Here is a 21239-nt window from a genome sequence, read left to right on the forward strand (position 1 = left end):
TCTGAGGGACTTATCCCACGCGGCATCCCGCGGGAGAGGCGTATAAGTCCGCCTGAGGGACTTATCCCACGCGGCATCCCGCGGGAGAGGCGTATAAGTCCGCCTGAGGGACTTATCCCACGCGGCATCCCGCGGAAGAGGCGTATAAGTCCGCCTGAGGGACTTATCCCAAGCGGCATCCCGCGGGAGAGGCATATAAGTCCGCCTGAGGGACTTATCCCACGCGGCGCCCCGCAGGAGAGGCAAGGGACCAGACGGTCAGGCAGCAAGGAAAGGAGCGACAAATGGCTTATTTGCGGGATTTGTGGAGACTTCCCGTCGGAGTGAGGCGTTTTTTGGCTACGGAAGCGCTGTATGGCATCGGCATTGGCATGTATTCGCTTGTGCTGAATTTGCACTTGCTGTCTAGAGGCTTAAAGGCCGAGCAAGTAGGGGCACTCGCGTCCCTCGGAATTCTGATTATGGGCGCCGCCGCGATTCCCGTCTCGATGCTGGCAAGCCGGCTGGGACGCAAGCGGCTGCTCTCGATCGGAGCTGGGTTCGTGGCGGCGGGCAGCTTGGCGTATTCGGCCGACGGGAGCTTTGGATATTACATTGCGGCGCAGGCGCTCGTCTCCATCGGGCTGACGCTTATCGAGACGACGGAGACGCCGCTGCTGTTCCGTTATTGCGCCACGCGCCAAGACGAGACGAGGGCGTATTCGCTGATGTTCGCGGTGTTTACCGCGTTTACGGGAGCGGGGACGCTGGCGGCGGGGTACTTGTCGGGAGGGAGCGCGGATTACCGGCCACCGCTGCTGCTTGCCGCAGCGATTCTCTTGACGCTCTCCATCACGCGGGCGCTGTGGCTGCCGCCCGAGAAACGAGCCGTCGTAGAGGACAAGCATACTAGCGAACAGAACGGAACGGCGCTAGAGGCGGGAAAAGCGGATCGAGCTGCGGATAAGGCCCCACCCCAATCGAACAAGCTTCGTCCGAGGCGCAAGCTGTGGCTGTTCGCTCTCTTCCTCGCTGTAATTAGCGGAGCATTGGCGCTCACCGGTTCCTTCCTCAACGTCATCGTCAAATTTCGGCTCGACTGGGCGGACGAACGGGTGTCGCAGCTGCTGGCGGCGAACGGAATCATTCTATTTATTTGCTCGCTGCTGACCCCCTATGTCATCGAGCGGTTTGGGAGAAATACAGCCATAATCGCCGTATTTTCAAGCAACCTGCTCCTGTTCGCGCTGCTGTACGCGCAGCTGCCCGAGCTGCTGTTCATGCCCTTGTTTCTGCTTCGCGGCGGGGGAACGACGATGCTGTCCAATCTGCTCGACAGCCAGCTGATGTCGGCGTTCGCGGATCGCGAGCGCAATTTGTTCGCCGGGATGAGATCGGTATTTCGCAGCGCCGGCTCCTCGGGAGCGACCTATGCCGCAGGCTGGATTCTCGCCGGGGAAGACTACCGTCTGCCGTTTCTGCTGACGTCCGTCGCGCTGGCGCTTGCTCTCGCTTTTTACATCAAATGGATTCGCCCGGTCCTGTGACCGGGCTTTTTTTTCTCCCGCGGATTGTATTAGAATAGATTTCATGCTTAAAAACCACAATCCGGAGGCCGCCGGCGGCGCGCGTCCGGCAGGAGATGAACGGATGTGTTTCCCGATTCCTTGATCAAGAGGTTCCATCGAACCTCGTTCCGCAACAAGCTTGTGCTGACCTACGTTCTGCTGATCGTAATCCCCGTATTCTCCGCATTGTTCATCTACGGCACTCAGCTGTACCGTCAGACGACGACCTATTACGAGGACATACTTGAGCAATTAAACCAGCGGACCAACGTGACTATCGACGACTTCTTTACGAACCTGGCTCGCAATTCTTTTTTCTATCTGACCGATACGAAGCTTCACAATATTATGGACAAGGCGCTGCCGTCCTCGGACAAGCAGTACCTTAGCGACTCCAATTACATGCAGAACGCGATGGAGCAATTCGTGCTGATCAACGGCAACATCTCGATGATCTACGTTCAGGCGCCGAACGGCAGTCTTTACGGGAGCAAATCGGATAAAGCCAATCAGTTGCTCGATACGCTTAAGGAGATCGGCAGGGAGAAGCTGCGGGAGAGCAAGATGTACATCCACGTCCCCAAGGCGTTCGATATGAATCGCAATAGCGGCAACCAGTCGATCTCGATCGTCCGCTACTTGTCGGACCTGAATCTCAATAACGGACGGGAAGCCTATGCCCAGATCGATATTTACTACAAGTCGATCGAAAATATGCTCGGCGGTATCTCGGTAGGCGATCAGAAGCTGAGGACAATCGTGCTGGCGGGCGATCGGGTCATCTACAATTCGGACGGGCGCTCCCGGATTCAATCCGCGTCGGACAACGAAGAGCTGATAGCCGGTCTGGCGAAAATGAAGCTGACGCAGGAGGGCAGCATCGTCTCCAATCTCAGATGGAACGGCGAGCATTATATGGTCAGCGGCAGCCTCAACCGAGTTACCGGCTGGACCGTGCTGCAGTTTATTCCCTCCGATCGGATCACCAATACGTTTATCGGCAATACGGTCAGCTACGCTCTGTTCGGCATTTTGGCGTTGATCGCGGCGTTGGCGCTGGCCTTTTTCTTCCATCGCTATTTTGCCAACCCGATCCTGAAGCTGAGCGGGGCGATGAAAATGGTCGACACCGGCAATCTTCACAACGTGACGGTTAAAACGGACCGGGAGGACGAGATCGGCCGCCTGATTATGAGCTACAATGCGATGATCGAGCGTCTGAAGAGCAGTCGGGCGTCCGAGATCGCGGCGGGACAGCAGCAGAAGAAGGCCGAGCTGAAAATGCTGCAGGCGCAGATCAATCCGCATTTTCTATACAACACGCTGAACGCCATTCACTCGATTTCGGAGCTTCACCGCATCGATACGATTTCGACGATGACGAAAAGCCTGTCCAGCCTTTACCGCTACAACATCAAGTACGGGGACGAGGTAACAGTCGCCAAGGAGCTGGAGCAGATCGACAATTACGTGAAAATCCAGCAGATCCGCTTCCTGAACCGGTTCCAGGTGGAGTATCGCGTCGATCCCGAGGTGCTGTCCTATAAAATCCTGAAATTTCTCATGCAGCCGATTATCGAGAACAGCTTCTACCACGGCCTGGAGCCGAAGGGCGGACAGGGGCTGCTGACGCTGACGATCAAGCGTCAAGGTCAGTTCCTTCACATTGAGGTGAAGGACAACGGGGCGGGCATAGCGCCCGAGAAGTTGGCGGAGCTGACGGCGATACTGGAGGAAGACGGAGCCGCAACGGGAGAAGATGCGGATTCGGGACGTCATTTCGGCCTGCGCAACGTGCATACGCGGATTAAGCATTTTTACGGCGACGGCTATTGGATGAGGGTGCACAGTCGGGAGGAAGAGGGAACGACGATCGAGATGAACATTCCCTTAAGCAAGGAGGACGAGAGACCATGAGAATCATTGTGGCGGACGACGAATATTTCGCGAGGAAAGCGATCGTGCAGATGATCGCGGATTGGGACCCCGACATCGAAATTATCGAGGCGGAGGACGGCGCGGCTGCGTTAGAGGCGGTTGAGACGCTGAGCCCCGAGCTGCTGCTGACGGACATTCGCATGCCGGGCATGGACGGAATTCGACTGGCTGCGCTCATACAGGAGCGCGGTCTGCGAACGCCGGTGGCGATCATTAGCGGCTTTGACGATTTCTCCTATGCGCAGCAGGCAATCAAGTACAAGGTTGAAAATTATTTGCTCAAGCCGATCGACCGGCAGGAGCTGTACCCGCTGCTGGACCGCTGGAAGTATTTGCAGGCCCGTTCGCGGGAAGCTGCAAGGGAATCCGTGTTGGCGGACGCCGTATACGGGGAGGCCGAATTAGTCTGCGAGCCGGGGCTGTACGCTCAGACGGCGGCGATTCGCTCTTCCTCCGGACGGCTTGCGGCGTTGACGAAGAGCGCCAAGGAATGGATCGCCAAGCGGTGCGTCGACGGTCTGGCCGTTCCGGACAAGCACGAAGCGGGGCTGCTCGTCGTCTGGGCCTGCTATCGAAGCGAGTCGATGGACGAGACCGGCGGCTTGAAATTCATGTGCGACACGTACGTTCGCCAGGCGGCCGAGGAAGCGGACGAGACGGTGGCCGCGGCCGGAGTGAGCGGCCTGTTCGCGGAGCCACGTCGGCTTGAAGAGGCGTACAGGCAGGCGAAGACGGCCGCACTGCAAAGCGCGCTGACGGAAGGCGGGCAGACCGTTCCGGGCGCGGAACTGGCTGCGCGATATTCTTACGATGCTTTGGCGCTGCGCGAGTGGACGGATGCGTTCCGCCGCAAGACCGACAAGCTTCAGGAGCAGGAAGCGATCGGGATGATCCGCCAATGGCTGGACGAGGCAGCCGCCCGTTCGTATTCCGCCTATATGCTTCAGGATTGGTTCGCGACGATCGTCAATCTGCTGAACGGGCTTGCCGGACGCTTGCCGGGGGAAGCAGGAACGGGCTTTATCGCCTGGCGAGGCCTGTTCGAGTACGCGTCGCTCAAGGCGCTTGGGGACGATCTGGCCGCGAGGCTGCAAGAGATTGTCGCGCGCGTGAAGGAAAATGAATCGAAAGCCGACATCGTGGAACATCTTAAACAATATGTGGACGAAAACTATAAGAATCGAATCGTGCTTGAGGAGCTGGCGGCGAGCACGTATTTCGTCGATCCCAGCTATTTAAGCCGCCTATTCAAGCGCAAAAGCGGCATGGGCTTCGCCCAGTACGTGCTGACGGTGCGCATGGAGAAGGCAAAGCGGATGCTGGAGAGCGATCCCTCCCTAAGTGTGGCGGACGTCGCGACCGAGGTCGGTTTTAACGATTACTCCTACTTCATCCAGATGTACAAGAAGGTGTACGGAGAGACGCCGGGCAAGTTCAGAAGCGGTCACTCTCCGGGCGGACAGCTTTAACCGGATAGACATTTTTGTCCTATGACGCAGGTCAGTTTTCTCCTATAAATCGCCTCCGGGCCGTTGCTACAATGAGAACCGTACACCGCGTACGACTTCAACAGAGGGGCTGAGAAACATGAGAAAGAGTATGGTCAAAGGCGGGATCGCCGCGCTGACGGGGCTGTCGCTGGTCGTGGCCGCCGGCTGCTCGAGCGGCAAATCTGAAAGCGCCAACACGGGAAGCGCAAGCCCGGAGGCAAGTCAGGTAAAGATCGAGTACTTCCAGATGAAGCCAGAGGGCGTCGATGTCGTCAACGAGCTGATTCAGAAGTTTCAGGAGAGCAATCCGAACATCCTCGTTGAGCAGAACAACGTCCCGAACCCGGAGAACGTATGGACGATGCGCGTCTCCACAGACGACGCTCCTGCCGTGTTCACGCATTATCCGCATAACTCCGTATTCCAGAAGATGGCCAAGGAAGGCCAGGTTGTCGACTTGACGAACGATCCGCTGATGGCGAACGTCCAGCCGGCCATTGCCGAGCTGAGCAAGATCGACGGCAAAAATTATCTCGTTCCGGTAGGTTTGGCGACGCTGGGCGTCTACTACAACAAGGACCTGTTCGAGAGCAACAATATCGCGCTGCCGACGACGACGGCCGAGCTGTACGCGGCGGCGGAGAAGCTGCAAGCCGCGGGAATCACGCCCTTCTACTTCCATGACAAAGAATATAACGGCATCCGCCAAGAAGTCGTCTTCAAGATGGGACAGACGCTTCCGGATATCGAGCAATTTCTGGACGACGTTATGAACGGCAAGGCGCATATTACGGATAACGCGGCGTTTAAGCCTTTCGCCCAGTCGCTGCTGGACATTCGCCAATACGGCCAGAAGGACATGATGGGAACGAGCTACGACGACGCGCTGCGCGATTTCGCAACCGGCAAGACGGCGATGTGGTTCACCGGTATCTGGGCGATTCAGGAAATCGCCAAATCGAATCCGGATCTGAACTTCGCGATGTTCCCGTTCCCGACCGAGAACGCGGCCGATCTGAAGACGCAGGTTTCCGTCGACACCGCCATCGGCATTCCGACCCGCGGCAAAAACCAGGCCGAAGCCAAGAAGTTCATCGAATTCATGACGACCAAGGAGTCGGTCGAGAAGTATCTCGCTACCGCCGGCTATCCGTCGGGCATCAAAGACGTACAGAGCGGCAGGGAAGAGATCACCTCGCTGACGCAGCTCATCAACGACGGCAAAATCTATCCGACGATCGAGCGCCTGTGGCCGCCGGGACTTAACGCGGAAGTGGGCAAAGCGACGCAAGAAATGTTCATTACCAAAGATATCGGAAAATATCTGGATGCTCTGGACACCATCTTCTATAACGTGCTTAATCAGTAATCGGATTTCTAGGCAAGCGACAGAGGCGGGAACCCTTGGCCGGCATACGCGGAGACAAGGCTTCCCGCCTTTTCAATCGGAGGGATTACGATGAAAACTCGAGGATTCGGGCCGGGCGCGGCGTTCGCCCTGCTTACCGTTCCTGCGGTCGTGCTGTATGCGGCATTCTTTCTCGTGCCGGTGTTCATCGGCTTCTACTACAGCCTGACCGACTGGGACGGATTCTCCTTATCTTATAAAATGGTCGGCCTTAAAAACTACATTAATATCTTGCAGGACAAACGCTTTCTGAACGCGATGTCGTTCACCCTGCTGTATACCGCAATCATCGTCGTGTTTAAACTCGGCATCGCCCTGATTTTGGCGATGCTGCTGAGCCAGTCCTTGAAGCTGCGGGGACTGTTCCGCTCGATCTACTTCTTCCCGGCGGTTCTGAGCATGATTACGGTCGGGATGGTGTTCAACCAGTTTTTCTACTCGCTGTTCCCGCCGATCGGAGAGGCGCTCGGCATCGAATGGCTGTCGCGCAACCTGCTGGGCAATCCCGATACGGCAATCTACGGTGTTGCTCTGACGAACATCTGGCAGGGCTTCGCGACGCCGATGGTCATCTTCATCGCCGGTCTGGCCAGCGTGCCCAAGGATTTGACCGAAGCGGCCCTGATCGACGGGGCGACGCCGGTGCAGCGCTTCTTCTCGGTTACGCTGCCGTTCCTCATTCCGATGCTGACCGTGAACGTCGTGCTCGCCATCAAGGGCGGCCTGACCGTGTTCGACTACATCGTAGCGATGACGGGCGGAGGACCGTCCAAGTCGACGGAGTCGCTCGGCTTCCTGATCTACCAGCACGGGATGAACGAAATGAAATTCGGCTATGGAACCGCAGAGGCGATCTACGTCTTCCTGCTGATCGGCCTCGTATCCTTCGTTCAGATTAAGCTGTTGTCGCGGAAGGAGGCGGGACAGCAATGAGAAGCAGACGCCTTGCGTTTAACACCTTTTCCTACGCCTTCCTGTCGGTCGGCACGCTGTTCATTTTAATTCCCGTCTACTTGACGCTGGCCGTTGCGATGAAGACGAGGGAGGAGACGACGAAGAGCTTTTTCTCCCTCCCGAACAGCCTGTATTTGGACAATTTCGCCAGCGTCATCAACAAAGCGCACTTTTGGAGCATTTTTCAGAACTCGGTGCTTATTACGGTCGTTTCGCTGCTCATTATGCTGCTCGTTATTCCGATGGTCTCCTACGCCATCTCGCGCAATATGGACCGTCTCTATTACAAGTTTGTCTATCTGCTTATTCTGTCCGGTATTTTCGTGCCGTTCCAGGCGGTTATGCTGCCGATCTTCCGGCATATGAGCAGCCTCGACCTGCTTAACCAGGGCGGGCTAATTATTATGTACGTGACGTTGTCGTTCGCCCAAGGGCTGTTTCTTAGCGTCGGCTTTCTCAAGAACATTCCGCTCGAGCTCGATCAGGCGGCCAAAATCGACGGCTGCGGCGTCTGGCTGACGTTCACGCGCATCATCTATCCGCTTATGATGCCGATCGTCGCTACCATTCTGATTCTGAACAGTCTGTGGATCTGGAACGATTTTCAGCTTCCGCTCATTATGCTGAACCGCAGCCCAGGCATGTGGACGCTGCCGCTGTTCATCTACAATTTCAAATCGGAGACGAGCTTCGATTACAGCTTGGCGTTTGCCGCATTCGCGCTGTCGATGGCGCCGATCACGATTCTGTACGCGTTCACGCAGAAGTTCATTATCGGCGGCTTGACGGAGGGCTCGATCAAATCTTGACGGCCGGGGTGAACGAGCCTGCCCGAAGGTGTACAATGGTTGAAATGTAACGATCAGGGAGGGACCATCATGCTGGCGAAAATCATGACTTTTAATTTGCGGTTAAACGTGGAAATCGACGGGGAAAACGCTTGGCCTCACCGGGTGAAGGCGGCGGCTGAGGCGATCAAACGCCACGATGCGGACATTGTCGGCATTCAAGAGGGACTGCTTGCCATGATCTGGGATTTGGAGCCGCTGCTGCCGGAATACGCCTGGGTCGGCGAAGGCCGGGAAGGCGGGGAGGAGGGCGAATACAGCGCAATCCTGTACAAGAAGAGCAAGTGGAGTGCAGGAGAGGTCGGTCATTTCAGCCTGTCGGAGACGCCGGAGAAGCTTGGGGCGATGAGTTGGGATACGGCTTGTACGCGCATGTGTACATGGGCAAGGTTCAAGTCGGCCGACGGCGCGGAATTCGTCGCGTTTAACACGCATCTGGACCATATCAGCGACGAAGCCCAGACGAAAGGCATGGAGCTGATCCGGGAGCGGATCGAACGCTTTCGCCAGCAGACTGGCCTTTCCGTCGTGCTAACGGGAGATTTCAACGTCTACCCGGAGCACGCCGTCGTCTCCGGCTTGGAGCGGGCGGGCTATCGCAACGCCTATTCCGTCCTGGAGGAAGGCAGCCGCGGCGTCGGACGGACGTTCCACGAGTTTCTGGGCGGTGAGCCGGGAGAGCCGATCGATTACGTATTCGCGTCGCCTGACCTTGAGATCGTCAGTGTCGAGGTCGATCGCGGGCAGTACGACGGTCGTTACCCTTCGGATCATTATCCGGTGACGGCCGTGGTGTCGAAGGGGTGATGAAGAACGGGGTAGATTCGCGATGTCTCGTAAAGAGGCTATCACATAAAGTGGGCAAACCCCCGAAGTAGAAAACGTCGGAACCCATATGAATATAAAAAACCGTTCCTTGTGCAAATGGCGGATCGCACCTCCATTTACCAAAGAACGGTTTTTTTTCTACGCCGGGCCTATTCTCCCCCATTCGCAACCATGAGCGCACAACCTGTCGAGCGAATTCGAGTTGGCGATTGAGTGTAACGGTCCGGGAGACCGTTACACGAGGGAATCTGAGCGGATGACAGCCTCTAACGGTCTCGCAGACCGTTACACGAGGGAAACCGAGCAGATGCTAGCTTCTAACGGTCTCGCAGACCCTTACACGAGCGAAACCGAGCAGATGATAGCCTCTAACGGTCTCGCAGACCGTTACACGAGGGAATCTGAGCGGATGACAGCCTCTAACGGTCTCGCAGGCCGTTACACGAGCGAAACCGAGCAGATGATAGCCTCTAACGGTCTCGCAGACCGTTACACGAGGGAATCTGAGCGGATGACAGCCTCTAACGGTCTCGCAGGCCGTTACACGAGGGAAACCGAGCAGATGCTAGCTTCTAACGGTCTCGCAGACCCTTACACGAGGGAATCCGAGCAGATGATAGCCTCTAACGGTCTCGCAGACTGTTACACGAGCTAATCCGAGCGGATGAGTGCCTCTAAGCGGTCAATAGGGAACCTTTTTCTCCGACTTCAGACCACCGGCGGGCTCCACAGCAGAGTCACGATCTCGCGCGGTTTGATCGGCAAGCGGACAACGCCGTCCGAATCGGCTTCAAGCTCATGCAGCGGCTGCTCCAGAATGTTGCTGAAGCGCCAGCCGGTAGGCGATTTACCGTTGTCTCCGAGCAGCGGCCGTCCGCTGTCGGGACGCAGAACCAGCTCCGTCGCCGAGCCGGACAGGTTATACCAGCGGACGACATATTGGCCGGGGAACTCGCCGCCTTTGACGGCTGACAGCGCAAGCTGCTCGCCGCTCCAATCCAGCCAGCCGTGGACCGGAGGCAGGTCGCCGGCATGAACCTCCGTCTGTTCGGCGGTCCATGGCGTCTGGAAGGCGTACGCTTCTGCGGCCGCTTCGCAACGATCATTACGTCCGCCATACGGAATAATGGCGAACTCGACGCTTTGCGAGCCCTGACATTGCGCTTCCGGAGTAGGGAAGACGCCCCAATCTCCCAGCTCGCCTACGGCGCGCAGGAGAGTGACCGCGATCGTGCGGCGATCGTCGCCGAGTACCTCATATTCGTTCAGTCCGATATTGGCGACGGCCAACCCGCGTGCTTCGTCGTCGAGCGCGACGAAAGCCTGCTGGTGCTGGGCGTTGCTCGGATTGATCCACTCTGCGGCCGGTTCGTTGGGCCGCTCGGCGATCTCGAATACCGAATCGACGTAATGGATGTCGGAGGAGATGCCGCTAGGGAATAGCGCCCGCAGCCGATGATCCTTAGCCTGATTGTCGAAAGAAGCAGTAATTTTCAGCGCCCGTGAGCCCTGCTCGATCGTCACTCGGGTGGAGATGACCAGCGGTACGGTCCGCTCCGAGCGTCCTGCGACGCGCCGGCTGACCGGCACGATCTTGGCTCTTTCCGACTGCAGCGAGGCATCGGCTTCCGCGGGAATTTCCCAGCGATGTACGATCTCGACGACCGTGGCTACAGCGGTTGCGGACACGATTCGCGTCTCGGCCGTCAGATCCCGAGTTGTCAGAATCCGATTGTCCCCGTCTTGCTTAAACACGTATTCGTTGCCGATATCGCCTACGTTTTCATAGACGCACAGATTTTCGTAGACCGCTCCCGTTTCCTTGTCCGTCAGCGTCAGGCTCCCATTCGATTGGACGACAATCGAGAAATACTCGTTGCCGAGCTCATCCGCGGGCGGAATCGCAGCGGGGAGGCGCATGCCTTCGGATGCGGGCAGCCAAGCGTACGCCCGGTGTCCCATTCCCGGCACTTGCTCCGCCTTAAGCGTAACCTTGATGCGCCGGGCCATATACGGCTGCCGGAAGCGGTCGTCCGGAAGCGCGTAGCCGAACTTCACGCTCAGGTCCTCGATGTCGGCCGCGACCGGCTGCAACCTCTCGTCGACAATCACTCCGCCCGCAATGTCCAGCCGCTCCAGCTCCTCGTAGATTTCCGCCGAACGATCGTAGCCCAGCAACACTTTCGCGATTTCCAGCTCCACGACTGCCGCTCCCGAACGCGCCCCACCCGCGTAATTCATGACGACAAACGGAACGGCGGACCGCCCGGCGAAAGCGGAGGTGTCCGTCCGACCGGCAAGGAAACGTCCGCTTTCCTGCACTAGAGCTTCCGCGACGTGGCGGCTTTTCGCAAAGCGGGTCATCATCTCGGCGTGAACCTCGTCGACGCTGCAGCCGCAGATGCTGTCGTGCGGATGGTTTTGCATCAACGTTTTCCAAGCGTAATCGAGCAGCGGCCGCGGGTACTCCCGTCCAAGCAGCGCGGAGAATGCGGCGGAGGGCTCGGCGATTTTTTCCAGCAGCGCCTGACCTTTAACATTCGCCTGCTTCACATACACGCGCGCGGAGGCGGTGTTGACGAGCGTGCCCCACCCGTCGGTCCGCTGGCTGCGCAATTCCCCTTCGACTACGGTAAGCGGCTTGTCAATCGATTGTTCTACCGCCGCGACGTATTCTGAGAAAGTACTGATCCGAAACTCGTAATCGGGATAGAGCCGACGCGCCGTATCCAGCGCCGCGGTCAAATCGGTCTGCACCGGCTGATGATCGCAGCCGTTCATGAACAGCAGCTGCGGCGTCGACGCGAAGCGCTCGACGTTGGCGAAGCGCTCCGGCCAGTAGGCGCGGGCCTCTTCGTCTCCGACGGGAATTTCCATCCCGTTGTGGTACCAGTTGGCGAACAGGATGCCGAGCACCTCGGAGCCGTCCGGAGCGCGCCAGACCATTTCCGAGAACGGGGATTCATAGGCGGCGGAATCCGCGACCGAATTGTTGAAGCCCGTCGGCTTTACGCCTCTGCCGAACACGGCGTTGCCGATGCCGGCTTGCTTAAGCAGTTGGGGCGCCTGACCCATGTTGCCGAAAGAGTCGGGGAAATACCCGATTTTGGCGACGGGGCCGTAGACTTGCGCGTCCTTGTGTCCGATGAGCAGGTTGCGGACGTTCGCTTCGCTGCTGGTCAGAAATTCGTCCTGCAGAACGTACCAAGGTCCAATCGCGATTTTTCCCTGACGGATCAGCTCGGTCAGCCGCTCGCGGTTTTCCGGGCGCACCTGCAAATAATCCTCCAAGATGATCGTTTGTCCGTCCAGATGGAAGCTGCGAAATTGATCGTCCCGTTCAAGCGTATCCAAAAGCGTATCCATCAGGGCAATCAAACGCGCATGATGCTTTTCGTAAGGCATATACCATTCTCTGTCCCAATGGGTATGGGGAATGACGTGGGCCACTTTTTTGCTCATTCGAACAACCTCCATATAACGAATATACAAGTTTGGTATAACGTGTTATAGTGAATAGTAATAGAAATTATACGTGGAGTAAACAATCGAAGTCGGATTTTTGAAGATAAAGTTGTATATTTGTATTGTCTTGTGGAATGGAGCGAGCAGAAAATGAGCGGAACGAAACGAACGCCCTTATCCGAGCAGGTGCGAGCCTATGTACTGGACCAAATCCGGGCGGGCAAATGGCGGGAAGGAAGCCGACTGCCGTCGGAAAATCAATTGTGCAAGCAGTTTGACGTCAGCCGGATCACGATCCGGGGAGCGATGGACAAGCTGGTCGAGGAGGGAATCGTTTATCGGATTCAGGGAAGAGGCTCATTCGTTTCCCGCGCCGAGGAGGGTGGGGAGCCGATCCGTTATGCCGGACGGCCTGCTGAGCACCGGGGGCCCCAGCTTGTCGCCGTACTTATTCCAAGGCTGCGGGGATTGCTGATGACGCGGCTGGTCGAAGGCATCGAGAAGGCGCTTGAAGGCTCGCCTTGCCGGATAATGCTGATGACAACGGGAGATTCGCAGAAGCGGGAGGAAGAGAAGCTCAAGGAAGCGCTCGCCGCGGGAGCGAAGGGAATCATCGTCTATCCGTCGGACGGGCAGACCTATAACGAGGCGATGCTGAGGCTGTCGCTGGACCGTTATCCGATCGTCGTGATCGATCGCTATTTGCGCGGGGTGGAGACGAACTGCGTCTGCTCCGATCATTATGCCGGCGCTTATGAAGCGACGGAGCATTTGCTGCGGCTCGGACATCGCCGGATCGCTTTCGTGACGTCGCCGTACAGCGGAACGACCAGTCTGGAGGAGCGGCTGGAGGGTTATAGGCAAGCGCTGAACGATTACGGCGTCATGTTCGATCGGGGACGGGTGATCGAAAGCGCGGAGCCCGAGCGGCTTGGCGCGTTTCTGAACGATCAGCCCGACCTGACCGCGCTGTTTGCCGCCAACGAGGAGATCGGCCTTATCGCGATGCGGATGGCCGAAGCTTGCGGAAAATCGGTTCCGCAGCATTTGTCCGTCATTTTCTTCGACGATTACGATCATTCCCAGTATGCTCGCATTCCGCCCACCTGCGTCGCGCAGCAAGGCGAGGAGATCGGCGTGCAGGCGGGGCGAAGATTGCTTTCCTTGATCGGCGATCCGCTCCAGGATCGAGCGATGCTTCGCGTGCCGACGAAGCTCATCGTCCGTGCCTCCTCTGCGGAGCCGCCGGACGGGATCACTCCGGCGGCGATTAAGTAGTATTAGTCGTGTACGGTTTGCGACGGCTCGCGCATACTCGTGCCGGGCAGTGAAAGACAGGCGTTAACTTGAAAGGACGAAGTGTCTTGGAACCTGAAAAGATGATTAGCTCCACCTCGAAGTGGGTATCCCGACTTCTCGCGGTGTGCGGTTTCGGTTTGTTCGCCTGGATGCTGTGGTATTCTTCTGCCAATGCGAGCTCTTATTTCGAATCGGGAAGGACCGCCGCGGTGCTCCTGACGGGAGGGGCGGCCGTAGTCCTGCTGCTGCTTCTCTTCGCCGCTACGCGGTATTTGGGGAGGGGAGTCTTTCTAGCTGCGGTGCTCTCCATTGCAATCGGCGCAAGGCTGATATGGATTTTTACCGTCGATACACAGCCCGTATCGGATTTTCTCGATATGCATTCGGGGGCATTAAGCGCCGCTTCCGGAGATTTTTCGTTCGGAACGAACGATTACTTTACCCGGTGGGGATACCAGATCGGTTTTGCGCTCTACGAGGCGTTCATCATTACGCTGTTCGGTACGGATCCGATCGTGTTGAAGGTGTTTAACGTGTTGTTTCAGGCCGGTACGGCAATCCTCGTCTATTTGTCGACGGCCCGCGCGTTCAGCGAAACGGGCGGAAGGGCGGCGGCGTTGCTGTATGCCGTATACGTACCGAACATAATGATGTGCTCGGTGCTGACCAACCAGCATATCTCCGTTTTTTTCTTTTTTCTTGGCGTCTATATGATCATTCACCGGGGCTTGGCCGGTAAGTGGGATTGGCTCGCAGTCGGGCTTTGTTTCGGATTCGCTCATTTGATGAGGCCGTTGGGCGGTTTTTTCCTAGTCGGCCTAGTCGCTTACATCGTGTTGTTTAAGCTGCTGCCGAGTATCAGGGAGAGGAAGTGGGGCGCGCTGGCTGCCAGAACGGCCGGGGCGATCGCCGTCTATCTCCTCGTCCAGCAGCTCGCCAGCTTCGCCCTTGTGCAAACGGGGGTTACAGCTTCCCCGTTGTCGAACCAGGAGCCGTACTGGAAGTTCATGATCGGCCTTAACCCGGATACGAACGGAGGCTGGTCGTATGACGATACGGTGTATGTGCTGCAATTTCCGCAAGGAGAGGAAAGGAATGGAGCGGAGCTGGAGCTGCTTAAGCAGCGTCTGACCGATAAGCGGCAGGTCGGGGAGCTGTTTCTCAGCAAAGCGAGGTCGATGTGGGGGGCGGAAGATTCGGCTGCAATGTGGAGTATCCAGGATCAGGTTCGGCCGGAGCTGCAGAAAAGATTGATTCAGATAGAACGGATTCAATACGTGCTGCTGGCGCAATTCGCCTTAATCGCCGCGGGAGTGATGGCCTACCGGGGGGCAAGTGCGGAAGCATCGATGTTTATGCTGCTGCTGCTCGGCTATGCGGCGCTTCATATTGTCATCGAAATGCAGACCCGGTACCGGATCGATATTTTTCCATGCGTGTTCATTCTGCAAAGCTTCGGGGCGACTGTGCTGCTGAATTCGTTCAAGCGATGGCGGAAGACGCAAGTCAAGTTCCGTCCGTCCGGTCTTGAGCGAGGCTTGTAGAAGAGGCGGGGAACAATCCTTCACGTCTGATGCCGGACCTGTCACAAGAATGTAAGAAGCGATAGGTATAATACAGACTAATAAACCTCTTAATAAGTCTGGAGTGTACCGGAATGATCTTGCTGCAAACGAAGGAGTTAACGAAAATATACGGACGGGAGCCGAATCTCGTTAAAGCGCTGGACGGCGTGTCGATGGAAGTGCGGGAAGGCGAGTTCGTCGCGATCGTCGGCAGCTCGGGAAGCGGGAAGTCGACGCTTCTTCACATGCTCGGCGGGCTGGACCGTCCCACGAGCGGCGAGGTGCATATCGGAGGAAAATCGCTGTTCGAGATGAACGACGACGAGCTTACCGTATTCCGCAGGCGCAAAATCGGCTTCGTGTTCCAGCAGTACAACCTGGTGCCGATTCTGAACGTCTACGAGAATATCGTGCTGCCGATCGAGCTGGACGGCAACGCCGTCGATAAGACGTACTTGGAGCATATCGTCAAGACGTTGGGCCTTGCGCAGAAGCTGGACAGCTTGCCCGGAGAGCTGTCGGGAGGACAGCAGCAGCGGGTCGCCATCGCCCGCGCGTTGGCGACGAAGCCGTCGATCGTGTTGGCGGACGAGCCGACGGGGAATCTGGACAGCCGCACGAGCCAGGAAGTGATCGGGCTGCTGAAGGTGACGAGCAAGCAGTTTAACCAGACGATCGTCATGATTACCCACAGCGAGGAGATTGCGCAGTTGGCCGACACCGTTGTCCGGATTGGAGACGGCCTCATCGTCGGGGGGATGCGGACATGATGTTCCCGAACGGCAACAAGGCTGCGATAGACAAGCTGATTAAGCGGAGCTTAAGGGCGAATCGTTCAAGAAACCGTTACATCGTGCTGGCGATCGTCCTGACCACTTGGCTCATTGCGTCCGTGTTCAGCATCGGGATGAGCTACGTGCAATCCTTCGAGGCGCAAGCGCAAAAAATGCTGGGAACGAAAGCGGACGCGATACTGGCAAGCCCGACGAACGAGCAGTTGGAGCGGCTTAAAGGTTTGGCTGACGTGGGCGAGATCGGGGTGGAGATCGTCGTTGCGCGTTGGGTTCCGGAGGAAGCGGACGATGCTCTCGCGGCGTCCTTCAGTTGGTTGGACGATGCGGAATGGAGCCGGATGAAGTCGCCGCTCTGGGGCCCGAGCGCGAACGGATACCCGGACGAGCGGAACGAGGCGATCGTTCCGACCTGGATTTTGGATGAGCTGGGCCTTGAAGAGCCTCAGAAGGGGATGACCGTACCTCTGACCTACTCCGTCCGTCCCCCGGATGGTGGCGAGCCGATCGAGCGTACGGAGCCGTTTACCCTGAGCGGTTGGTATATCGATTACCCGCATTTGCTGGGGCGTTCGGGAACGATTGTCGTTTCCAAGGCTTTCGCGGACGAGATTCGGGGAGGAACCGGGCTCGGTCCGGATGCGGCCGCATCCGTCTCGTTCAAGAACGGGAAAACGGTCGAAGCTGCGATCCAGCGAACAGAGGAAGCGTTGGCGCTGGACGAGAAGCAGCCGCTTGAACCGGTGCGCGGAGCGGCGAGCGATCCCGGGGACAGAGGATGGACATACGCGGGAATGGCGGGGATGAGCGCCTTCGTTATGTTCAGCGGCTATTTGCTGATCTTTAATGTGTTTTACGTTTCCGTCTCCACGGATACGAAGCAGTACGGCTTGCTGAAAACGATCGGCGCCACGCAGAGGCAAATCAGGAGGCTTGTCCGGGGACAGGCCAATTGGCTGGCGCTGATCGGAATTCCGCTTGGACTTGCCGCCGGAGCGATCACGTCGCTCGTCGCGGTGCCGATGGCGCTCGCGACGTTCACGCTTGAAACCGGAGTCGAAATTTCGTTTCATCCGGCCATCTTCGTCGGTGCGGCACTCTTCGCTTGGCTGACGACGATGGCCGGGAGCCGGAAGCCGGCCCGGATCGCCGGACGGATTTCTCCGATCGAAGCCTCGAAATATGTACGGGCTTCCAGGAAGCGGGGCCGGGGCGGAGCCAAGCTGTATCGCATGGCGCTGCGCAACCTGTTCCGCGACAAGAAGAGGGCGGCGACGGTGTTCCTGTCGCTGTTCCTGGGCATGACGACGTTCCTGACGGTCAATACGCTTGTGCTCAGCATGGACACCGACAACTTCGTCGACACTTACGTCGGCAACGACTTCGAGATCGAGAACGAAACGTTCAGTTTTCGCTATGAAGGCGAAGCGAGGCCCATTCTGACAGAGTCGCTCATCCGCCGAATCGCCGAGCTGGACGGAGTGACGGATGTCCGGGCGACTTACGTGCAGAGAGCTTACATGCCGTATTCAGCCGACGTGTTCGGCAAATATATGGATGAGATGGCCGCGCAGAGAGGCTTTATGAGGCCTTCCGATGAGGAGCTGTCTTCGAACCGGGAAGGTTTTGCCGGCTTTGCGGTCGGTCTGGACACCCGTGACGTGCAGGAGCTGAACAAGGAGCTGGGGACGCCGATCGACCTCAAGCGGTTCGAGAAAGGCGAGATCGCCTTGTTGAACACGCCGGACGTAGAGCAAGGAGCTCGCGTTACGCTTGGTGTGCCGGGCGGCTCCGCCGAACGGGAGTTCGAGATCGGGGGGAGCGTCCCCGACCGATATGGAATTCCTTTCGGCGGTTTTGCTCCGAATGTATACGTGAGCAAGCAAGCGATGCTTAAGTGGCTTGGCGAAGAGCCTACGGCGTATCGGCTGGCCATACAGGCCGATGAGAAGCGACATTCGCTCATTCAGGAGCAGCTCGAACGGCTGATCGCGGACGAACGCGAGCTGAAGCTGTCTTCCAAGCTGGATTGGGCGGAGCAGCTCGAATCCGCCAAAATCGTTTTCTACATTTTGGGCGGAGCCGTAACGTTAATATTGGCCTTCATCGGCATCTTGAACTTCATTAGCACGATGCTGACGAGCGTCATCGTTCGCCGGCAGGAATTCGCGGTTATGGAAAGCGTCGGCATGACGAGCAAGCAGCTACGCAAACTGCTATTATGGGAAGGAACGGGCTATGCGGCTATTTCGCTCCTGCTCGTCTCGACGCTTGGTACGACGATCAGCTACGGCGCGTTCGTCCTGTTCAGTCAAGAAGCGGATTACGCGATCTATACGTTCCCGGTCGTGCCCTTATTGATCGCGTTTGCGCTTATTCTTGCAGCTTGCTGGAGCGTGCCTTTGATCGCTTACGGCAGATTCCGGACAACGAGCATCGTAGAACGATTGCGGGAAACAGGCTGAGTCGGCGGGATAAGCGAACTTGGGACGAAATGAGGGAGGAGGCGAACCCGTGGCAACGATTATGATTGTGGAAGACGATCGACTGCTTAACGAGGGGTTGGCCTATTCGCTTGGTGAAGACGGCTACGAGATTATGGCCGCTTACTCGTACGAGGAAGGCTTGAGCGTCTTTCGCAGCCAAGAGGTTCATCTGGTTTTGCTGGACGTGAACCTCCCTGACCGCCCGGGAACGGAGCTGTGCGAGAAGATCCGCTCCGCCTCGGACGTTCCGATTATTTTTCTGACGGCTAACGATACGGAGAAGGATATGGTGCTCGGCTTTAAGCTTGGAGCGGACGACTACATGGCCAAGCCGTTCAGCATGGCCGTGCTCCGAGAGCGGGTGAGGGCCGTGCTCCGAAGAGGCGGGGGCGGCGAGAGCGGATCGTTGTTCGCCTATCAAGATTTGACGATTCATTACGATAAAATGAAAGTGTTCAAAGGCGGCCAAGAGCTCAAGCTGACGACGAACGAATTCAAGCTGCTCGCGGCGCTGACCCAGAATCGCAGTCAGGTGCTGACGCGGGAGTTGCTTCTGGAGAAGCTCTGGGATTCGGAGGGCAGCTTCGTGGACGAGAATACGCTCAGCGTCACCATCAAGCGACTCCGAAGCAAAATTGAGAACGATCCGAAGCGTCCCGCCTTCGTCAAAACTGTATTCGGCATCGGATACACCTGGGGAGAGTAGAAGATGAAAGACTCCTTTACCCGCATTATAACGATATACTCGGCGATTTACGCGCTCGCTTGCGGCGCGTTTTTTGCCGTTCTCATCCGCTCCGGCGCGAGCAAGGAAATGGTGTGGGCGGCGGCCGCGTTCGTTCTGACGACGGCGATTATTTTCGCGGGTTATCTGCTGTCTCTGCGTTCCGGGATGATCGCGATACTGGACAAGCTGTCTCTGACCGTACAATCGCTGATCGACGGGCAGGACAGGGAATACTTTCCGGTGTTCGAGGATAGCCTGCTCTCCAAGCTTCAGGGTCAGGTGCTGAAGCTATCGGGCATTTTGAGGACGCAGAAGCTTCGGTACAAGGAAGAGGGCGAGGAGATGAAGTCGCTCATTACGGACATCACTCACCAGCTTCGGACCCCGCTCGCCAATCTGAATATGTATAACGGTATGCTTGCGAACGAGGGGCTGCCGCCAGACAAGCGGACGGAATTCGCCCGGATCGCGTGCGATCAGACGGAAAAGCTGACTTGGCTCATGGATAGCCTGGTGAAGCTGTCCCGGCTGGAGAGCGGAATGATCGAAGTTCGCGCGGAACGACGGAGTCTCATGGATACGGTTTTGGCTGCGATTAAGACCTTTTATCCCGCCGCTGAGGAGAAGGGGCTGGAGATTTCGTTCGAGGGGGGCGTGCCCGTCCCGCTGCTGCACGATGCGAAGTGGACCGGCGAGGCGATCGGCAACGTGCTGGACAACGCGATCAAATACACGCCCGCAGGCGGCAAAATCAAGGTGACAATCGAACGGTACGAAATGTTTGCGAGGATCGATATTGCCGACAACGGCCTCGGCATTCCCGAAGCCGAGCTCGCCAAGGTGTTCCAGCGCTTCTTCCGGGGAGCCTCCTCTTCGGATACGCAGGGCGTAGGCGTTGGACTGTACTTGGCACGCAAAATCGTGACGGAGCAAGGCGGCTATATGAAAGTATCTTCGGAACCTGGAGGAGGAAGCGTGTTCTCGTTGTTTCTGCCGGTCGACACCGCGACGAATGAAAAATCGGTAGAATGATTAGTTCAATTACGCAAATAGGACTGCCTTTGATATAATTAAGATAACGATTTTCATTGAACGGAGGGATCGCTCCTATGCAATGGTCAGAGGTTCGCAAACATTATCCGTCTCAATGGGTGCTGGTCGAAGCAATCGTGGCTGCTACTCAAGGGAATAAGCGTGTCGTCGATGAATTGTCCGTGGTTGGTTCTTTCAACGAAAACAGCAAGGAAGCGCTTCGAACCTATCTGAAGTTGCACCGGGAGAACAAGCAGCGGGAACTGTATGTCATTCATACGTCCCGTGATCTACTGGATATTGAAGTGACGGCCTGGACGGGGTGCGGGCACTTCAATGAGAATGGAGCTGGAGTGCGGTTTGCCGTTTGTTGAGATGGTATTTGCTCATCGAGGGATCGAGCGCACGATTTCAAATGTCTTGATTGATACGGGATCGGCCGCTACACTTTTATCTGCTGATACCGCCTTGGAATTAGGGCTGGAACCGGAGTTAACGGACGTCATTAGAACTATGCGTGGAATCGGCGGCGAAGAATTTGTCTATGAGAAGCGGATCGAACGTTTAAAGCTGGGTGATGCTTCGGTGCCGCTGTTTACAATTCAGATCGGCGCGATGGACTATGGAATGGAGATTAACGGAATTATCGGGACAGATTTCTTGACTGCCATTGGTGCGGTTATTGATATGAAGAAACGAGAAGTTTACGTTAGCGCTTAGGCTGCTTGTAAAAAAGGAGCTGAATCCTGCCGGTCGACACCGCGACGAAACTATGATATGGTGTAGGAAACCCATAGGCATTCCACTCCTTCCAGAGTGGGGTGCCTTCGTCTATATTTGTGGTTTTTTACATTTAATGTA

General features: G+C 57.0%; 17 protein-coding genes. 16 read left to right on the forward strand and 1 reads right to left on the reverse strand.

What is annotated here, in order from left to right:
* Positions 1-284 precede the first annotated feature (284 nt).
* From DFP98_RS07095 to DFP98_RS07130, 8 genes are all read left to right on the forward strand, one after another.
* Positions 285-1526 (forward strand): MFS transporter, encoded by a 1242-nt coding sequence (locus tag DFP98_RS07095; RefSeq protein WP_116059872.1) that lies wholly within the window; start codon positions 285-287, stop codon positions 1524-1526.
* Between the two features lie 105 nt (positions 1527-1631).
* Positions 1632-3464 (forward strand): sensor histidine kinase, encoded by a 1833-nt coding sequence (locus DFP98_RS07100; RefSeq protein WP_116059873.1) that lies wholly within the window; start codon positions 1632-1634, stop codon positions 3462-3464.
* On the forward strand, positions 3461-4954 hold the full coding sequence (locus DFP98_RS07105) for a response regulator transcription factor (protein WP_116059874.1): 1494 nt from the start codon (positions 3461-3463) through the stop codon (positions 4952-4954). Before DFP98_RS07100 ends, DFP98_RS07105 begins: the two co-directional genes overlap by 4 nt.
* Positions 4955-5072: 118 nt before the next feature.
* On the forward strand, positions 5073-6344 hold the full coding sequence (locus DFP98_RS07110) for an ABC transporter substrate-binding protein (protein WP_116059875.1): 1272 nt from the start codon (positions 5073-5075) through the stop codon (positions 6342-6344).
* A gap of 90 nt (positions 6345-6434) precedes the next feature.
* The gene (locus DFP98_RS07115) at positions 6435-7316 is read left to right on the forward strand and encodes a carbohydrate ABC transporter permease (protein ID WP_116059876.1); all 882 of its coding nucleotides are present in this window, start codon (positions 6435-6437) and stop codon (positions 7314-7316) included.
* Positions 7313-8146: a carbohydrate ABC transporter permease gene (locus tag DFP98_RS07120; RefSeq protein ID WP_116059877.1), complete on the forward strand. Its 834-nt coding sequence runs from the start codon at positions 7313-7315 to the stop codon at positions 8144-8146. Before DFP98_RS07115 ends, DFP98_RS07120 begins: the two co-directional genes overlap by 4 nt.
* A gap of 69 nt (positions 8147-8215) precedes the next feature.
* Positions 8216-8992, forward strand: coding sequence for an endonuclease/exonuclease/phosphatase family protein (locus tag DFP98_RS07125; protein ID WP_116059878.1), 777 nt, complete (start codon positions 8216-8218; stop codon positions 8990-8992).
* Positions 8993-9269: 277 nt separating this feature from the next.
* Positions 9270-9668 (forward strand): hypothetical protein, encoded by a 399-nt coding sequence (locus DFP98_RS07130; RefSeq protein WP_116059879.1) that lies wholly within the window; start codon positions 9270-9272, stop codon positions 9666-9668.
* A 53-nt stretch (positions 9669-9721) separates the two neighbouring features.
* On the opposite strand, the gene DFP98_RS07135 is transcribed toward DFP98_RS07130, so the two are convergent.
* On the reverse strand, positions 9722-12475 hold the full coding sequence (locus DFP98_RS07135) for an alpha-mannosidase (protein WP_116059880.1): 2754 nt from the start codon (positions 12473-12475) through the stop codon (positions 9722-9724).
* A gap of 153 nt (positions 12476-12628) precedes the next feature.
* On the opposite strand from DFP98_RS07135, the gene DFP98_RS07140 reads away from it, so the two are divergent.
* The 8 genes from DFP98_RS07140 (at position 12629) to DFP98_RS07175 (ending at position 21098) form a co-directional block, all read left to right on the forward strand.
* Positions 12629-13756 carry a GntR family transcriptional regulator gene (locus DFP98_RS07140; protein WP_116059881.1) on the forward strand — a complete coding sequence of 376 codons (1128 nt, stop codon included), beginning with the start codon at positions 12629-12631 and terminating at the stop codon, positions 13754-13756.
* A gap of 86 nt (positions 13757-13842) precedes the next feature.
* Positions 13843-15321: an ArnT family glycosyltransferase gene (locus DFP98_RS07145; protein WP_147310138.1), complete on the forward strand. Its 1479-nt coding sequence runs from the start codon at positions 13843-13845 to the stop codon at positions 15319-15321.
* 113 nt (positions 15322-15434) lie between these two features.
* Positions 15435-16112: an ABC transporter ATP-binding protein gene (locus DFP98_RS07150; RefSeq protein ID WP_116059883.1), complete on the forward strand. Its 678-nt coding sequence runs from the start codon at positions 15435-15437 to the stop codon at positions 16110-16112.
* A complete protein-coding gene (locus tag DFP98_RS07155; protein ID WP_116059884.1) occupies positions 16109-18598 on the forward strand; it encodes an ABC transporter permease in 2490 nt (829 codons plus the stop codon). Before DFP98_RS07150 ends, DFP98_RS07155 begins: the two co-directional genes overlap by 4 nt.
* Positions 18599-18647: 49 nt before the next feature.
* Complete coding sequence (locus DFP98_RS07160) at positions 18648-19325, forward strand: response regulator transcription factor (RefSeq protein ID WP_116059885.1); 678 nt, start codon at positions 18648-18650, stop codon at positions 19323-19325.
* 3 nt (positions 19326-19328) lie between these two features.
* Positions 19329-20378 carry a sensor histidine kinase gene (locus DFP98_RS07165; protein WP_116059886.1) on the forward strand — a complete coding sequence of 350 codons (1050 nt, stop codon included), beginning with the start codon at positions 19329-19331 and terminating at the stop codon, positions 20376-20378.
* Between the two features lie 77 nt (positions 20379-20455).
* Positions 20456-20752 (forward strand): hypothetical protein, encoded by a 297-nt coding sequence (locus DFP98_RS07170; RefSeq protein WP_116059887.1) that lies wholly within the window; start codon positions 20456-20458, stop codon positions 20750-20752.
* Entirely contained in the window at positions 20715-21098 is a 384-nt protein-coding gene (locus DFP98_RS07175; protein WP_116059888.1) for a retropepsin-like aspartic protease, read from the forward strand. The genes DFP98_RS07170 and DFP98_RS07175 overlap by 38 nt, the downstream gene beginning before the upstream one ends.
* Positions 21099-21239: the final 141 nt, after the last annotated feature.

Origin of the sequence: Cohnella phaseoli (assembly GCF_003386235.1) — a bacterium.
GTDB classification, from domain to species: domain Bacteria; phylum Bacillota; class Bacilli; order Paenibacillales; family Paenibacillaceae; genus Cohnella; species Cohnella phaseoli.

Excerpts from the sequence above, each read along its gene's own strand:
- DFP98_RS07130 (WP_116059879.1), top strand. The coding sequence starts at position 9,270 with ATGACAGCCTCTAACGGTCTCGCAGACCGTTACACGAGGGAAACCGAG.
- DFP98_RS07120 (WP_116059877.1), top strand. The coding sequence starts at position 7,313 with ATGAGAAGCAGACGCCTTGCGTTTAACACCTTTTCCTACGCCTTCCTG.
- DFP98_RS07175 (WP_116059888.1), top strand. The coding sequence starts at position 20,715 with ATGAGAATGGAGCTGGAGTGCGGTTTGCCGTTTGTTGAGATGGTATTT.
- DFP98_RS07150 (WP_116059883.1), top strand. The coding sequence starts at position 15,435 with ATGATCTTGCTGCAAACGAAGGAGTTAACGAAAATATACGGACGGGAG.
- DFP98_RS07140 (WP_116059881.1), top strand. The coding sequence starts at position 12,629 with ATGAGCGGAACGAAACGAACGCCCTTATCCGAGCAGGTGCGAGCCTAT.
- DFP98_RS07135 (WP_116059880.1), bottom strand. The coding sequence starts at position 12,475 with ATGAGCAAAAAAGTGGCCCACGTCATTCCCCATACCCATTGGGACAGA.
- DFP98_RS07105 (WP_116059874.1), top strand. The coding sequence starts at position 3,461 with ATGAGAATCATTGTGGCGGACGACGAATATTTCGCGAGGAAAGCGATC.
- DFP98_RS07125 (WP_116059878.1), top strand. The coding sequence starts at position 8,216 with ATGCTGGCGAAAATCATGACTTTTAATTTGCGGTTAAACGTGGAAATC.
- DFP98_RS07115 (WP_116059876.1), top strand. The coding sequence starts at position 6,435 with ATGAAAACTCGAGGATTCGGGCCGGGCGCGGCGTTCGCCCTGCTTACC.
- DFP98_RS07165 (WP_116059886.1), top strand. The coding sequence starts at position 19,329 with ATGAAAGACTCCTTTACCCGCATTATAACGATATACTCGGCGATTTAC.
- DFP98_RS07170 (WP_116059887.1), top strand. The coding sequence starts at position 20,456 with ATGCAATGGTCAGAGGTTCGCAAACATTATCCGTCTCAATGGGTGCTG.
- DFP98_RS07110 (WP_116059875.1), top strand. The coding sequence starts at position 5,073 with ATGAGAAAGAGTATGGTCAAAGGCGGGATCGCCGCGCTGACGGGGCTG.
- DFP98_RS07095 (WP_116059872.1), top strand. The coding sequence starts at position 285 with ATGGCTTATTTGCGGGATTTGTGGAGACTTCCCGTCGGAGTGAGGCGT.
- DFP98_RS07155 (WP_116059884.1), top strand. The coding sequence starts at position 16,109 with ATGATGTTCCCGAACGGCAACAAGGCTGCGATAGACAAGCTGATTAAG.